We start from the raw sequence: 16,380 nt of genomic DNA on the forward strand, positions 1-16,380 counted from the left end.
GGAAGCGCCCCCGCGGCTCCGGCCCCCGCAGCCGCGCGACCCGGCGCCAGCGCTCCCGCGCCGCCGACGGCAGACCGCTCCTCGATGGTCACCGTGATGGTGCCGCCATCGTGCGAATATTTCACGGCGTTGCCCACCAGGTTGATGAGCACTTGGCTCAGGCGTAGCGCGTCGCCCATGAACCAATCGTGCTGCGTTCGCATGTCCACGACCAGCTTCTGGTTGCGCGCGGCAAGCCTTCCGGCGCTTACGGCGTTGAGCTCCTCGACCACATGGCTCATGCTGAAGGGTGCATCGCCGAGCAGCATCTTGTCGTTCTCGATCTTCGTCATGTCCAGGATACCGTTGAGCAGATCGAGCAGGTATAGCGACGACGCATGCACCTTGTTCAGGCAATCGACGCGGCGCTCGTCGCTCTGCTCGGGCTTCAAGGCTATCTCGGTCATGCCGATGATGCCGTTCATGGGCGTGCGGATCTCGTGCGACATGCGCGCAAGGAAGTCGGACTTCGCCTGCGCCGACAGGTCGAGCTCCTCTTGGTTGATGCGGTTTTGGATGATCGCGCCCACCTCGCGCAGGGTGTTCGCGGTCTCATCGTCGTCGAAGGCCTTGCCCGCGTCGTTCAGGAAGAACACGGACCCCGAGTATTTCCCCACGTTCATTATGGGGAACGCGATGCCGTTGGCGTAAGCGCGCGTCTCGGCGGACATGGCGAAGATGGGCATCTCGCTCACGGGATGCACAAGGCCCTGCTCGCCGAATCGCTGCAGCGTGTCGACGGCCTCCCGCGAAAGCGGAAACACGGCGCTCTCGTCGATGCCCGGGATGGGGCCGAAGAAATAGCGCACCGATGCCGTCTGATAGTCTTCTTGGAACGACGTGATGAACAGGCTGGTCACGTCGAGCTTCTCGTTCAGCCGCCGCATGAGCAGGTCCATGCCCGCCGCCAGCGAAAGGCGCCTATCGAGCAGGTTCAGCGTCAGGGCGGGCAAGGTCATGTCCTCGACATGGCTGAAAGAGGATATGGGGTCGAACGGCTTCGGCCCGTATGCGTCATCCATTGACGGCTCCCAGCAAGCGCAAATCGCACGATGGCCCATCGACGCTTGAAGCGCCGTTCGCGCTCGGCGAAGCAACTCGTGCGTGCTCCTAACGTCGCTTGACGAGGCGATGCCCGCGTGAAGCCCCAGTTCCAGCACTCCAGGGCGCACCAATTTCGCGAACCTTCGTTGCAGCTCGGCCACCTCGCTGACGGCGTCGTCGGCGTGTTTGCCGGGGACCCAGCAGACGAACTGCCCGGCGCCGGCGCGCACCAGGACGGCGTCGTGGTTGCCCTTGTCAAGATTGAATGCGCGCGTGACCTTGGTCAGCTCGTTGAGCAGCACGTCGCCGAAGGGGATGCCGTAGTCGCGCACGATGCTTGCAAAACCGTCGATCTCGATGGCGGCAAGCTGTCCCGCAGCTGCGCCTGCGCGCGCTGCGGCGATGACGCCCATGCCAGGTTCGAAGCGATATGCCGTCGTTGCGGGATCGAGCTCTTGCTTGCGCGCGGATTCGATTTCGCGGCGCTTCCTGTCGTCGATGTCGCGGATGACGCATACCATGCAGTCCTGCCCGCTGGCGGCGTCGTCCACGCGCGATGAGCTCACCTCAAGCCAACGTCCTTGCGGCAAGTGCTCGGTCACGACCTCCACCTGGATGCTCGTCTCCTGCATCCGGTTCACGGCCTGCTCGATGGCGTCCACCGCCTCGGGGTTCGCGCTGTTGCGGCGGAACAGGTCCCAGAAGCACACGGAATCGAACTCGCCGTCGTTGGGGGAGTTCGTGATCTCGATGGCTCCCGTTTTGGGATGATAGGTGAAGAATGCGTCGTTCGTGCCCTTAACGGCCAAGCGATAGCGCTCCTTCTCCTCGTTGAGCTTGCGCTGCTTCTCCAGGCCGTCCTCGGTGAGGTCGAGGATGACGTCATGGAGTTGGTTGACTTCGGCGACGGAGGTGTGGAACGCGTGCAGCTTCTCCATGCCTCCCTGGACGCTGTCGATCAGCTCCCTGAGCGGTCGGTTGATGGCGCGCGAGACCAGCACCACCAGCACCAGGCATCCGATGGTGGTAAGGCCGATGGTGACGCCCAGTCGGTGGTACAGCGAGTTGCCTGCGGCGAAGATGGAGTCCTTGGAGAACAGCCCGACGACCGCCCAGCCCGTGTCGTCATAGGGCACGATGCCCGAATACAGCTTCAGCGGTTCGGCGATGGCGTACACCTGTTGATCGCCCATGGTAACGCCTTCGACTTGCATAAGGCCCGCATTGCGTGTTTCCTCAAGCGCGAAAGCGGGCCCTTCGGCGTTCACCGCGTTATAGAGCGCGCCGTTTCCCGTGATGATCCGGTACGAGTCGTTGCCGTCTGCCAGCGCAAGGGCGTAGCCGCCGGCTTCGCTGCCGCTCAGTTCGGATATGGGGAAGCACGTATCCGCCAGATACTCGGTGGACACCTCGATTCCCAGCACGCCGTACACCTGCCCGTCGAGCATGAGCGGCACCGAGTAGGCGATCATGCGATAGCTGTCGCTCGGATTGCCCTCCAGCACGAACGGCGGCGACCAATACGCCATGGCCTTCGCATCGGCTCCCGGGTTTTGCAGGGCGGCCTCGTAGGGCTTGTAGAAGAAGTCGTCGGCGCTGCGCACGGCGCTGCCGGCAAGGTGCAGCTTCGGCGCCCAGGTGTTGTCAAGGGCGATGGACGCGTTGCGGGCGATTTCCTTGTCCCCTCGTTCGAGCAGCAGGTCGGAATGGGAATCGGAGTTGCCGGTGGGGTCGGAGTCGCGCAGGAAGGCCCCGATATGATCCTGCTCGACGGAAAGGTCGCCATCGTTTCCCAGGATCAGGTACACGCCGCTGGTGGTGTTCGATCCGATAACGGAGAGCAGCCGCGGGAAGGCATCGGCGGTGAAGGCCTCCTTCTGGCTGTCATCGGCAAGGAAGCCCGGCACATCGAGGCCCGACTGGGCAAGCTGATCGGAAAGGGCGGAGTTGAGGGCGACGGTCTCACGGGAGATGCCCGCCCAGCTTTTGACCATGGCGCTTTCCAGGTTCACCTTGCGGTTGTCCACCGCGCGTGCATCGATGGAGATGGCGTTGTCCTCAAGCGTGCCCTTCACGCCGCTGAACGCGAGCACCGAAATGGGCAAGGCGCCCTGGATCAAGACGATAACGGCCAGCGAGACCATGAGGGCTCGAAGGAAGGATATCTTTCGTTTTCCCTTTGCCGCACCTGCGTCAGTGCGCTTGCGTTCGTTATGCACTTCTTGCTACTCCGTACCCTCGGCTGCGGCTTGGAGCTGCTGGCAGAAGGAGGCGTACCATTGCTCGAACGCGGCATCGCCCATGTACGGTTCAAGAGCCTCGGCGTGCGACTGGCCGGCGGCCATGGCCGCCTGAACTGCCGCTTTGTCGGCGGTTGCCTTGTCGCTGAGCGAATGGTCGAGCACCTTGCGCGCGGCATAGGCGTTGTCGAAGCTCTTAAGCGAGTACAGCTCCACATCATCGAAGGAGTCCATGGCCATGGCGATGCAGTCGCGGGTCTTAGGGCTCACGGAGAGGTTTTCGTCTCGAATCGCGCTATCGAGCTCGTCGATGTTGTTCGCGTCGGTTCGCACGGGCAGGTACGATGACGTCGCCGCGAAGCGCAGGTTGTTCTGCTTCTCCGTGAACCATTTCAGGAACTCGCAGGAAGCGTATTCGTGCTGCTCATCGGATTTCGCCACCGCCATGCCGGCTCCTTGCTGAGGGGCCACGGCGTTTCCGCCCTCGAAGGCGGGCGGCATGATGATGCGATAGGCGATCTCGTGCGCCCCGTTATCGTCGACCACCCGGTCCGGGAAGTACGCCGCCGATGCGGTGGAACCCGTGTAGCAGATGATGTCGCCCGTCTTCACGTCGTCGGAGCGGAACTTGCCTACGGCGTCGAAATAGCCGCTGACGTAGGGGACGTAGTAGTTATCCCACAGGCGGCGAACCTTTTCCTTGTCGGCGTTGACCTGGGCTTTGCCATCGGCATCGGGTGCGAGCAGGTCGACGCCCATCTGCCTCATGCCGATGATGAAGTAGTTTGACAGGGAATCGCGGCCGTAGAACGCCTTGCCGTCGTCGGGGATGTCGGGCGTCAGTGCATCGGTGTATTCGTAATAGCGCTTCGCGGTGGCGGCGATGCCTTCCTGCGTTGCCAGGTCGTCGATGGTGGCGCCGGTGGCCTGGGCGAACGGCGCCCAATCCGTTTCATCGAGCATGGTCACCTCGGTGGATTTCGCCACCGGTAGCAGGTACAGGGAATCGTCGTCTTCGAAGCGGCCCTCGTCAAGGTAGTCGGGCACATAGTTGGACAGCTCATCGGGCGTGAAGTAGTCCGTCAGATCGGCGAGCTTGCCCTGCTGCTGCACGTTATAGGCCGTGTCGGCGTAGGAGGAGAACACGTTGGGCATCTCCTCGGCGCCGACTTCGCCCGCCGACGAGTTCGAGATGGCTTTCTCCAGCTCGGGAACCGATCCCTGGGTCTTGCTTTTCACGTAGATGCCTTTCTCCTTGCCCACGGTGGAGTTGAACTCGGACACCAGGCTGTCGAAGGATGCCTGCTGGGCCCCGTTGTAGTAATCCCAGACGGTGATGGTGGTGGGATTGTTCGGATCCAGCTTGACGGCGGATTTCCCGTCATCGCCGGCGCAGCCGGCGGACAGCGCGGCGGCAAGCACGCCGGCAAGGGCGAACGCGGCAAGCGCGGCTTTCCGGGAACGGGCGCGGTGCGCGCGGCGGCCGCGGCGGTTGCCGGTAGCAGCGCCTTCCTGGCTAACACCTGCTGCGCGGCGGTTGGCGTGCATGTGCATGCTGGGTTCCTCCTAGTGCTTGGCCGGCTCCGTATCGGCGCCGGTCGAAAGTTCCGTATCGGTTGGGCGAGCTTCTGCGGCTTCGGCGGCCGGGCGGGCGGCGGGATCGCTGCCCGCGTTGTCGCCTGAGCCGTCGCTGACCTCGTCGGCGAAGTCGGCGCCCGTGGCGTCGGCCCCGTAGGTTTTGTCAGTGGGGCACCAAGTCCCATCATACCCGTTAACGCCCGCGAAACCATCGATTCGCCCTGCTTCGCCGGCGGATTTTACGTTCGCGGCAGCATTCGGCTCGTTCCCCGGCGGCGCGGCGGGGTCTTCCTTGTCCACGGTATCGACGACCACGGTGGACGGCGGCTCGACAGCTCGTCGGTGCGTTGCCGGTCGTCGAGCAGGCGCTCGGGCTCGGCGCTGTGGTCGTGGGTGAGCTCGATGATGCCCTTGATGGCGCGCCGAGGGTGCCGCGTGTTCATCGAGGATCGCGGCGCCGCCGCGTCATCCGGCGTGCAACTGCGCTGATGCTGTCGGGTTCGCGCGCTTCGGCGGCGTGTCGTTTACAATGGGCCGCATATGCAGGAAGCCTGGTTGGAGGGCGGGCGCATGCCCGTGCCGCATCGGACGGATGCCGGCCGCGCGGGGCGGACGCCCGCGGCGCGCCCGATCGCGCCCAAGTAACCGGGGAGAAACCGCTAGAAGCGAAGGAAACCTTATGAGCGATATCGATGTGCGCGCCGAGCTTGCGCATTGGATTGAGAACGTGCAGGACACCGATCTGGCGGCCGAGCTGGCCGACATGCAGGCGAAGGCCGACGCCGGCGACGACGCCGCGATGACCGACGCCTTCTTCCAGAACCTGTCGTTCGGCACCGCGGGCCTGCGCGGCGTGCTGGGCGCCGGCACGAACCGCATGAACATCTACACGGTGGGCCGCGCCACGCAGGGCTTCGCCGATTACCTGAACGCGAACTTCGACAACCCCTCCGTGGCCATCGCCCGCGACAGCCGCAACAACGGCGAGCTGTTCGTGCGCACCACCGCCGCCATCATGGCCGCCAACGGCGTGACGGCATACGTGTACCCGCGCATCTCCCCGGTCCCCACGCTTTCGTGGGCCGTGCGCGACCTGGGCTGCTCGGGCGGTATCTGCATGACGGCCAGCCACAACCCTGCGCCGTACAACGGCTACAAGGCCTACGGCCCCGACGGTTGCCAGATCACTAGCCAGGCTGCCGCCGCCATCTCCGCGGCCATCGCCGGAACCGACGCGTTCACCGGCGTGAAGTCCATGGATTTCGATGAGGCCGTGGCATCGGGCAAGGTCAAGTGGATCGAAGACGCCGTGCTCGAGCGCTACTACGACGCGGTGCTGGCGCAGTCGGTGAACAACCTGTCCGACGAGCAGATCGCCGCCGCCCCGCTGAAGCTGGTGTACACGCCGCTTAACGGCACGGGCCTGGTCCCCGTTACCACGGTGCTCGCGCGCGCCGGTGTCTCCGACGTCACCGTGGTGCCCGAGCAGGAGCAGCCCGACGGCAACTTCCCCACGTGCCCCTATCCCAACCCCGAGATCCGCGAAGCCATGCAGAAGGGCATCGACCTGTGCGAGCAGGTGCATCCCGACCTGCTGCTGGCCACCGACCCCGATGCCGACCGCGTGGGCGTGGCCTGCAAGGACGGTGACGACTACACGCTGCTGACCGGCAACGAGATGGGCGTGCTGCTGCTCGACTACGTGTGCCGCATGCGCGCCGAGCGCGGCGAGGACCTGGCGCGCAAGGTGGCCGTGACCACCATCGTGTCGTCGGCCATGGTCGATGCGCTGGCTGCGGAATACGGCTTCGAGCTGCGCCGTTGCCTGACGGGCTTCAAGTACATCGGCGACATCATCACCGAGCTGGCCGACGCGGGCCAGGCCGACCGCTTCATCTTCGGCTTCGAGGAGAGCTACGGCTACCTGTCCGGCGACCACGTGCGCGACAAGGACGCCGTGAACGCCAGCCTGCTCATCTGCCAGATGGCGCAGGAGTACAAGCTGGCGGGCAAGAACCTGGCCCAGGCCATGCGCGACCTGTACGCTAAGCACGGCTGGTGGCTCAACCGTACCGTGTCGCTGTCCTACCCCGGCGCCGACGGCGCGGCGAAGATGGCCGACTTCATGGCGGGTTTGCGCACGAACGCGCCGGCCGAGCTTGCCGGCCGCAAGGTCGAAGCCGTGGTCGACTATCAGGGCGGCGTGAACGGCCTGCCTTCCGCCAACGTGGTGGAGTTCGACGTGGAAGGCGGCAACAAGGTCATCGTGCGCCCGAGCGGCACCGAGCCGAAGATCAAGCTGTACGTGTTCGCGAAGGACGCCAGCCGCGAGGCAGCCGACGCGCTGCTCGATCAGCTGGAGGCCGCCGGCCGCAAGCTGCTGGCCTAACGCAATCTCGCAAGCGAAACGCTGCCCACAACAAAGGCGGCGACACCAGCCCGGTGCCGCCGCCTTTTTCTATCCGCTTACATTTTAAGTGGCCTGATAGCGTAGTTGTCGATGTCTTGGCTGGTGTGCACGATGCGCCAGACGGTAAGCCGACCGCCACAAGCGTTCCAAATGCATCCAGATACAGAACGCCCGCAGGTGATTCCCTACGGGCGTTCTGCTTTCGGGGGCGGTTCCCGATTCCTGAAATTATGTGAGTCTTCGTTTACAAATTATGCGGCTATGCGATAATTAGTTAGTAATAGTAAACAAATGGTAGCATTTGTTACCGCAGCAGGAGGCGGACGCGCGCATGGGAATCAGGTTGGAAGACATTCATCCGCTGAAAGCGTCGCCGGTGTTCCGTGGCATTTCCCAAAAAGATCGCTTCGAGCTGCTGAAAGAAATAGACGCCCGCATCGTGGAGCTTGGCGAAGGCCAGCTGCTGCGCCGCGCGGGCGACAAGCTGGACTTCTACCCGGTGGTCATCGAGGGTAGCGTGCTTGCTACCATGCCGCAAGGCGGGCAGGACCGCCCGGTGGCGCAGTTCGGCCCGGGTGAGTCGTTCGCCGAAGCGGTGCCGGCCACGCTGAAGCACACGCCCGTGAACATCTGCGCGCAAGAACCTACGCGCATCCTGTGCATTCCCGCCAAGCAGCTGGAGACGTGCACGAACCCGCATGCGTTTTTGGTGCGCGAGAACCTGTCGGCGGAGATGTCGAAGAAGATTGGCGTGCTGACGAAAACGCTGTCGGTGGTGGGCGAGCCGCGCCTGTCCGACCGCATCCTGGCGTACCTGCGCACGCTTCCCGTCGACGCCGACGGCCGTGTTGAAATCCCCGTGAACCGTCAAGAATGGGCATCCTACCTGCGCGTTGCCGACAAGTCGCTCATCCGCGAGCTGCGCGCCATGCAAAACGACGGCCTGCTAGAAGTAGACGGCCGCCACATCCGCGTGCTATAAGCGGCACTCGAGTGCCCGCTCTACGTCCGAAAGGCGTCAAGCAGAATCACTGGTCCCGGCTACGCCTCCATCGGCTGAGCGGCTTTCTTCGGCCTGCCGGGGGCAGGCGCTTCGGCTAGCCTGGCCTCAACCGAACGGCGCGCAACCATTCGCTTGCTCCCGTCCTTCCAGGATGCAAGCTTCCCGCTGGCGCACATCTGTGCAACGCGCGCGGTGCTGACGCCAAGCATTCGCGCCGCATCGGCGGCGGTCATCGCGTCGACGTTTCCCAGCGAGGCGTTGACCGCAATTGCTATGACCTTCCCGCCATGAACCGGCTCATGTCCAAGTTTGCCCCCGGGGACGACTTCGTTGGCGATAAGGTGGTCGGTGATCGTCTCGAACAGCCAATCTGCTGCCGACTCTGCGGCCTCTTCCAGCGTGGCGCCGAATGTACCTCCGCTCATGTCGCAGGGAACGGCAAGCACATAGCCGTCTGAGCTATAGAATTCGAACTCGCGTATATAAATCATGCTACCTTCTTTCCGCCAATGGCCCCTCATCGCAGACCTGCTTCGCGAAGGATTTTCGCTGCAATCGCATCGGGTATTTCTCTGTGGCGTTTGACGAGAACGCTAACCGTTCCATTTGTGAAGTGCTCGTGGTTGGTGCTGCCGCACGACCAAAAACCAGCTTGCTCTAACTGCTTTACCAAGTCCCTTCGCTTTGTCATATGCCACCCTTCATTAAATATTAGCAAACGCTAAGGAATAATGGAATAACCTGCCGAAGAGCATCTCTTACAACACGTATACTACCAAACAAACGTTCGATACACAAGAACAAATGTTTGGTATATATAGATTAATGGAGTGCAATGCGAAGCGTAACAGGCCCTACTTTTTCGATGCGCCCATTCGAATTATTCTGCTGTCCAGATTTGAGATTTCCTGTTGCTGCGGGTCGGATTTTCCGTTGCTCAGGGTTCGGAAAATCCGGAACAGCTTGCTGTCGAAGGTGCCGTGGCGCTTATGGAAAGCGGGTACCCGGCTGTGATGGGCGTCGCGCCGGAGGCGGAATCCGCCGCTTTGCCGTCGTCCTGCATCGAATTTCGCGAATGGCAGCGTTTTGCCCCTTGACCTGGGGAAAGTGACATTTGTTACCTTTGGGCAAGATTTTGGCGAAAAAGGAACCGTTTTCGAACTTTTTTCTTGTGTTTTTGGTAACCCTCGGCATACAATAAGCCCTGTCGAATCAGTTATCCGTGTGTGACATGCCTGATGAAATACCCTGTTAACCAGGGAAAACGGCATCGTCTTGCGGGGTATTCCCATTCTTGCAACGTAATCAACCTGCATGCAACGCGAGCGCGCGTCTGATTTGGCGTACCTGGATTCCACTTGGTCGAGCGCTTGCGCTCGCCGCGGGATGCTTCGGGACCGAGGATGCGGCATCGGCCCCGAAGTTGCGTTTCCAATATAAACGAGCCGCAAAGAGAGGGTGATTCGCAATGAACACCGAAATGATCTACACGCGTCGAGGTTTCGTCAAGCTGGCCGCCGGTGCGGTGGCCGCAGCAGCGCTGGTCGCCACGGGCGCCAGCACGCTGGACATCGACAAGGCGTTTGCAGCTTCGCAGAATGCCGATGGTTCTTATACTGTCACTGCTAATCTCTACGTGAAGCACGAGGACCACCAAGCACCGCTCGTGTCCGGCAATGCTTATCTCACGAACCCGAACAATCCTCTGAAACTCGGTGGATTCCCGACCAGCCCTATGAGCGACAACGCTACGCTGAAAGTCCTCGACGGTGGGAAATATCAGGTCACCATTCCCGTTCGTAACGAGTGCTTCTCTCTTATCGAGTTCAGCGGAGGGGATGGCGTGACTGTAGCGGATTATGAAACGACATATTGTTCCTACCCCAACGAGAATCGCATTAGCTCGCTGACTCTAGTGGTCAGTGAGAGAAAGGCCGAGTATAAGTTCACGGCGGTCAAGGAATATGCAGCTCATCCGCTGAAGAAAGGCTACCACGAATGGCCGATTTACATGACCGTCGAGTTCCCGGACGCACAGTAATCACGCTGCTGATTAGCAGCTGCTCTCGTTGATTTGAGGGGGGCGGCGTGATCTGCCGCCCCCCTCGTTTCGCGCATGAAAGGAGGGAATGCTTTATGCCGTGTATTCCATCGCATGTCGGTTTGATTGGGAAAGCTTGGAAAACGCTGCTTGCTTTTGTGCTCGTTGTTTCATTGATCCCATCGTCGGCACTCGCGAATATCGAGTTAGCTAATGTGGGGGATGCTGCAACCGCCGCGCCGCAGGTCCAGGCCCGCTCCTACACCTGGTACGGCGCCGACGCCGCGACCACCGTCGAGATGGGCCGGGTGACCGTCGAGGGCGCCGACCTGTCGGCGCTTCCCGACCCCGACTCCACCGGAGCCTGCGCCGAGGCCACCAGGCTGGAGGCCGGCGACCCGGCCTACGACAAGGTCGCGGCCGCCGTGGCCAAGAGGTGGTCGGGCGACCCGGCGCTGCTCCGGGTCTACTCGTTCAGGGTGCTCGACGGCTCCGGCTCGGAGGTCGCCGTCCCCGAGGGCGCGGAGGTGACCTTCGAGTACACCGAGATGCTCAACGGCGGCGTCGCCCCCAGGGCGTTCTCGCTGGCCGACGACGGGACGCTCCGCGAGCTCGAGACCACGCAGGGCGCCAACTACGTCGAGGGCATGATGTTCGACGTGGCCGCCCACGGCGCCGACCCGGCGTGCGTGGCGTTCGTCGACACCACCGGCCTGGAGGAAAAGAAGCAGCTGGAAGCTGGCGTGTACACGGTAGATGCCAATCTGTACGTGCCGGGATATCAAGCGCCAATCGGCAGCAATGCCTATATGACCACCAACGACTTTCCGCCTGTCAACAAGGGCAGGCAGAACGGTGAACTGTCAGTTGGCGAGAATGGCGAGTTGACTGTAACGGTGTATCCCGTGCATGAGATTTTCACGCTACAGGACATCCACGATGGCGACGATGCGCACATCGAATCAATTGAGCGCGGCGGTTTTGCGAGTAGCTATGGTTCTCATCCTGATCGCATTACGAAGCTTGTTGTCAAACTCGATAACGATAATGGAACGTATAAGTTCAAGGATTGCGTTCAGTATCCGACTATCCTTGAAGAGGATAAGAATTGGGATATCTTCCTGTCGGTTGATTTCGACTCTGCGGTGAAAGGTGGCTACGACCCTTCAAAGGGCGAAAGCGTGACGAAGACGTTCGAAGACGAGTCGACGGGCGTCAACGTGACGGTGTCCACAACTGAAAAGAAACTTTCCGATCAGTTTGGGAAGGTGTCCCTCGTTGCGAGCGAGCAGAAGGACGGCAACTCTTACGATGAAGCCGTTGAACTGCTGAAATCGCGCTATGTGCAGACCCCACCGCTAACTTTGTTCGATATGGCGTTGATCGACCAAGATGGCAATGCGGTCGACTTGAGCGGAAACACGAAGGTAACGGTGTCGTTGCCGAACCCGTTCGCCGACGTCGAATCGAAGAACGTCGTCGTATGGGGCGTCCAGGACGGCGAGCTGTCCTCGCAGAATATTGTTTCGCAGAACGGGCGATTGGTCTTCTCTGATGGTCTGGGATTGAGCTCTTCGTATGCTGTTGTCGACACAACGGCGGTTCAGTCGATTAGCATTGGCAAGATTAGCGACTCGACGGGGTCGACCGATGTCACAGGAACGCTGAGCGTTGTGAACAGCGGGGTTGGCGACGCGGAGTTTACCATGTCCGACCTAGTCACCTACTCGTTTGGGCAGCAGGTTCTGCCCAAGGGCACGGCTTTCACGATGTCCATGATGTACGACAATTACGCAGTTGCCGTTGACGCGCCCGCGAAAGTGGCAGAGCTGAAGAACAAATACGTTTCCGAGGGAATGGACGAGGCCTCTGCTCAGGCGAAGGCCGAGGAGGAGATTCATGCGCAATATCGCCACACGCCTGGGTATTGGTACAACCCCGGTGAAGCCTCTATGTCGCTTTCGTTTCCTGCGGCTGATGGCTCGCAGGCGATTCTCGTTCGCGACGATGGGGTGTCTGTCACTGCTGAGATATTGGACTCCGCTTATGAAAACGGACGCCTGAAGGTCGATTTGATCGGCGATTATCCGCGAAATTACGGGCGAGATCTTCTTCGTGATATGGACAACGCATACCGAAATGGTCTCGACTCCGCAACGGAGGACGCCCCGATCGCGTATATTCTCATCATGAGCAATGATGGAAAAATTGCCGGGCAACCCTATCTTTCCACTGATTGGGGTGAATACGAGACCGCTCATCTTGCTTACAACGGAGAAGAGCAGCTCGGTGTGAGGCTTGGCGCTCACAACAAAGTCGTTAGTGGGTCGCCGAGTGCGGTTGATGCGGGCGAATACAAAGTTGCTATTGCGCCGGAAAACGGTTACACGTGGTTTGATGGAACGAATGAGCCGATTGAGTTCACGTACGATATCGAGCGGGCTCCGATAACCTTCAGGCTTTCGCTTATGGGTGGAAACGGTAGCTCTATCATGGGTGTTCCCTACGATTTCGATGCGGCTTCGCTTTCCTATGCTTTAAAAGCGTTCACCTCCGATGGCGAAGAGGTGACGGATTACTCTGGCAATTGGCCCGTCGTTACCGAGTCGTCGAAAATAAAAGAGGCAATTCCCGGTACCGATTATCGGATTTATGCCGACTACTCAAACGTTTCTTCCGAATCCGGTAACTATAAGGTTTCGGAAGCGGGCAGCTCATCGTGGCGGATTGGGACTGTTCGTGTTGGCATTTCTCCTGATGATGAACCAAATTACGATTCGCTTCAATTCACCTACGATGGGAAGGGGCATGCCCCGCAGCTTTCTTCGAACGGCAAGTATTCCTTCCGGACGTATAACGTAAAGCAACAAAAGGACGTTGGTGAGTACGAATTCGTTGTTGATTTCAACGGCGTGTGGTCTGATGGCAGCACACAGGTAAAGCATGTTTCGTGGTCGGTATCTCCGGCGACTTTAACAGCGGTTTACGAGGGCGATGTCGTCAAGGAGTCTGCGTCCGAGGCGAAGGGCGCTGTTTCGGTAGTCGGCTTCGTCAACGGGGAGAGTGCTGAGCAAATCGAAGGATACCAAGCTCCCTCGGTGAAGATCCCCGAGAATCTGGCCCCTGGGAAAGAGTACGAGCTGACGCCTGAAGGCGGTTATGCTGGCAAGAATTATGTCTTCGAGTATGTTGCCGGAAAACTTGTGGTAGATGCTTCGTTTGCGCCGGCCGCCGTCTACACCCTGACCGCGAACCTGAGCATGCCGGGGGAGTACAACCCGGTGCTTTCGGGCGTGGACGTGTACGTGAACAACCCGAACAACCCGTTCACCGACAAGGCTGGCAAATCGCCGGTGCTTGACGGCGCGTCGGGCGAGGGCGTGGTCGTCGAGGCGCCCACGAAGCCGCTTGACGGCAACGCCAAGGTGACGGTTGCGGCGGACGGCAGCAAGACGCTGGTGCTCGACCTTCCCAACCCGGTGTTCACGCTGCAGGAGCTTGGCACGTGCGCCGACCTGCCCGAAGGGTCGGTCAGCGTGGAGACCAAGCAGCCTGCGGACAAGTCGGTGTGGGATTACGGCAAGTACGACACGCGCATCTGCCGCGTGAGCGTGAAGCTGCCCGCCGACGCCAAGGGCACGGTGACCTACACCTTCACCGGATCCAAGCTGTACGCGGTGCCGCTCAACGCCGACATCCAGCCCGAGGCCGGCAAGCCGGCGTTGAAGCTGGTGGTCGACCTTGATTCCGCTAAGGAAAGCGGGTCGGCCGCGGTCGATCGCTCCGCGCTTGAGGAAGGCATCGCTTCGGCCAAGGCTGCCTTGGCTGGCGTGGTGGTTTCCGCCGACGGCTCCGACGTGTCCACCGAGGGCACGTGGGTTTCCCGGGAGGCCGCCGACGCTTTCCGCAACGCTATCGACGCGGCAAGCTCGATGGATGCGGAGAAGCTGGTTTCCCAGCAGATGATCGACGACGCGCTGGCGGCGCTGAACGAGGCTTCCGCTGCGTTCGCCAAACAGGCGAAACCCGGTCTGAAGGACGAGCGCGTGAAGGTTGAGAAGCCTGCTGCGGCGTCCGGCCTTATCTACAACGGCCTTGCCCAGACGGGCGTGCAGACTTCCGAGGGCTTCGTCCTTTCCGGCGCCGAGGGCAAAGACGCCGGCGACTACGTGGCCACGGCCACGTTGAAGGACGGGTTCACGTGGGCCGACGGCACCGTCGACCCGGTCGAGGTGACGTGGTCCATCGCGAAGGCCAAGCTGGTGGCAACGTACGCCGGCGAGACCGTTTCGCCCGGCGCCAAGCCTGGCCTGGGCGTTGAGGTCACGGGCTTCGTGGGCGGCGAGACGGCGCTTTCCGCAGCCGGTTACCAGGCGCCTTCCGTGAGCGCGCCGGCCTCGCTTGAGGCGGGCAAGTCCTACGAGCTGGTGCCTTCGGGCGGCGCGGCCGCCAACTACGAGTTCGTGTACGTGGGCGGCACGCTGAAGGTGGAGAAGGCCTCTTCGGGCACGCTGAAGGCGGGCACGTACGCCATCACCGCGAACCTGAGCATGCCGGGCGATTATAACCCGGTCATCCCCGGGGCCACGGTGTACGTGAACAACCCGAACAACCCGTTCGCCGACAAGGCCGGCCACGAGCCGGTGCTTGACGGGAACAACCCCGTGGGCGTCGTGTCCACCACGCCCACCACGCCGCTTACCAAGAACGCGACGCTGGTGGTGGCTGCCGACGGCACGAAGACGCTGGAGCTTGACGTGCTGAACCCCGTGTTCACCACGCAGGAGCTGGGCACGTGCGCCGAGCTTGCCGGCGTGCAGGTGACGCGCAAGGCCCCGGCCGACGCGAGCATTTGGAGCTATGGCAAGTACGACACGCGCATCAGCCACGTTTCGGTGAAGCTGACCGACGACATGGTCACGGGCGCGAAGTCGTACTACTTCAGCGGGTCGAAGCTGTACGCGGTGCCGCTGAACATGGACATCGCGCCTTCGGGCAGCATCGCCTTGGAGCTGTCGGTCAACTACAGCAGCTTGCCTGCTTCGGCGTTGCCCGACGGCGTCGATCCGGTGCCCAATCCAGATCCCGAGCCGACGCCGGACCCGACCCCGACGCCTGATCCGACGCCGACGCCTTCGCCTTCGCCGGCTCAGCCGAACGGGTCGACCGAGGTGGGCACCACCACCGACGGGCATTTCGCCGCGGGCACGTACACGGTTTCGGCCAACCTGTGGTTCGACAAGGCCACCACGGGCCTGCCGCTGAACCCGCACCTGACCAACGGCGGCTTCCCGCCGTCGACGCCGGTCAGCAACAACGCCACCATGACAGTGGACGCGTCGGGCCATGCTTGGGTGAGCGCCCCGGTGGTCATCCAGGACAAGGTGATGACCATCAACAACGTGTGGGGATCGGGCGTCAGCTTCGATGGCTCCACGGTGACCATCGACCTGGGCACGCCGTCGGCGTCGCGCACCTCGTTTGCCGGCACGTGCACCTCTTCGGTGACCATCGGCTGGCTGGCGCGCACCATCGCCGCGGGCATCTTCAACGGCGTGTGGGATCACACGTGGACCACGAACTGGGAGGTCGACCTGGTGGCAGGTTCGCTGCCCGCAAGCGGCGGCGGCGAGCTGCCGGCCGCGGCGCAGGCCATTTTGAATGGCGAGAACGGCGTGGCTGCTTCTGGCGACGCTGCGGCTGCTGCGCTGGCGGCGGCCGAGGACGGTGCGGCTAAGAGCGGCGACGCTGCCAAGAGCGGCAAGACCGCCGACGGCAAGTCGTCCGGGTCCGCGAAGTCCGGCGTGGCCGGTGCGGTCGAGGACCTGGCCGACGCGGCCGCGTCCAACCCCGCGGTTGCGATCGCGCTGGGTTGCGCAGTCGTGCTAGCGGTTGCCGCCGCCGTGGCGGGCGGCGTGTACGCCTACCGCCGCAAGAAGCGCGCCGCCGCCGGCGAGGTAGGTGATGCCGCGAAGTAGCATGCGGATGCAAGCGGCGCGCGCCGGCGTGCGCCGTGCCGCCGGCT

At 62.1% G+C, this 16,380-nt stretch carries 8 protein-coding genes; 4 read left to right on the forward strand and 4 right to left on the reverse strand.

The genetic code is table 11. The features are described from left to right. The 3 genes from DW178_RS10590 to DW178_RS10600 form a co-directional block, all read right to left on the reverse strand. Positions 1-3,227, reverse strand: a 3,227-nt coding sequence (locus DW178_RS10590) for a histidine kinase dimerization/phospho-acceptor domain-containing protein (RefSeq protein ID WP_118351362.1), incomplete at its 3' end; no start/stop codon positions are given. Positions 3,228-3,308: 81 nt separating this feature from the next. Continuing rightward, positions 3,309-4,877, reverse strand: coding sequence for an extracellular solute-binding protein (locus DW178_RS10595; RefSeq protein ID WP_199669299.1), 1,569 nt, complete (start codon positions 4,875-4,877; stop codon positions 3,309-3,311). Positions 4,878-4,889: 12 nt separating this feature from the next. Beyond that, positions 4,890-5,216 (reverse strand): hypothetical protein, encoded by a 327-nt coding sequence (locus tag DW178_RS10600; protein ID WP_118351365.1) that lies wholly within the window; start codon positions 5,214-5,216, stop codon positions 4,890-4,892. A 364-nt stretch (positions 5,217-5,580) separates the two neighbouring features. Between DW178_RS10600 and DW178_RS10605 the strand changes: the two genes are divergently transcribed. Next, on the forward strand, positions 5,581-7,290 hold the full coding sequence (locus tag DW178_RS10605; RefSeq protein ID WP_118351368.1) for a phospho-sugar mutase: 1,710 nt from the start codon (positions 5,581-5,583) through the stop codon (positions 7,288-7,290). Between the two features lie 352 nt (positions 7,291-7,642). Continuing rightward, the gene (locus tag DW178_RS10610; RefSeq protein WP_118351371.1) at positions 7,643-8,293 is read left to right on the forward strand and encodes a Crp/Fnr family transcriptional regulator; all 651 of its coding nucleotides are present in this window, start codon (positions 7,643-7,645) and stop codon (positions 8,291-8,293) included. 59 nt (positions 8,294-8,352) lie between these two features. Here DW178_RS10610 and DW178_RS10615 read toward each other — a convergent pair whose 3' ends face one another. Further along, positions 8,353-8,805, reverse strand: coding sequence for a helix-turn-helix domain-containing protein (locus tag DW178_RS10615; RefSeq protein WP_158574194.1), 453 nt, complete (start codon positions 8,803-8,805; stop codon positions 8,353-8,355). 977 nt (positions 8,806-9,782) lie between these two features. Between DW178_RS10615 and DW178_RS10620 the strand changes: the two genes are divergently transcribed. Beyond that, positions 9,783-10,355 (forward strand): hypothetical protein, encoded by a 573-nt coding sequence (locus DW178_RS10620; protein WP_118351376.1) that lies wholly within the window; start codon positions 9,783-9,785, stop codon positions 10,353-10,355. A gap of 215 nt (positions 10,356-10,570) precedes the next feature. Next, positions 10,571-16,333, forward strand: coding sequence for an MBG domain-containing protein (locus DW178_RS10625; RefSeq protein ID WP_118351378.1), 5,763 nt, complete (start codon positions 10,571-10,573; stop codon positions 16,331-16,333). The last annotated feature ends 47 nt before the right edge of the window (positions 16,334-16,380 follow it).

The sequence above is a fragment of the Eggerthella sp. AM16-19 genome, assembly GCF_003474385.1.
Taxonomy (GTDB): domain Bacteria; phylum Actinomycetota; class Coriobacteriia; order Coriobacteriales; family Eggerthellaceae; genus Senegalimassilia.

Coding starts and splice junctions, on each gene's coding strand:
- DW178_RS10620 (WP_118351376.1), top strand. CDS start 9,783: ATGAACACCGAAATGATCTACACGCGTCGAGGTTTCGTCAAGCTGGCC.
- DW178_RS10610 (WP_118351371.1), top strand. CDS start 7,643: ATGGGAATCAGGTTGGAAGACATTCATCCGCTGAAAGCGTCGCCGGTG.
- DW178_RS10615 (WP_158574194.1), bottom strand. CDS start 8,805: ATGATTTATATACGCGAGTTCGAATTCTATAGCTCAGACGGCTATGTG.
- DW178_RS10605 (WP_118351368.1), top strand. CDS start 5,581: ATGAGCGATATCGATGTGCGCGCCGAGCTTGCGCATTGGATTGAGAAC.
- DW178_RS10595 (WP_199669299.1), bottom strand. CDS start 4,877: ATGCACATGCACGCCAACCGCCGCGCAGCAGGTGTTAGCCAGGAAGGC.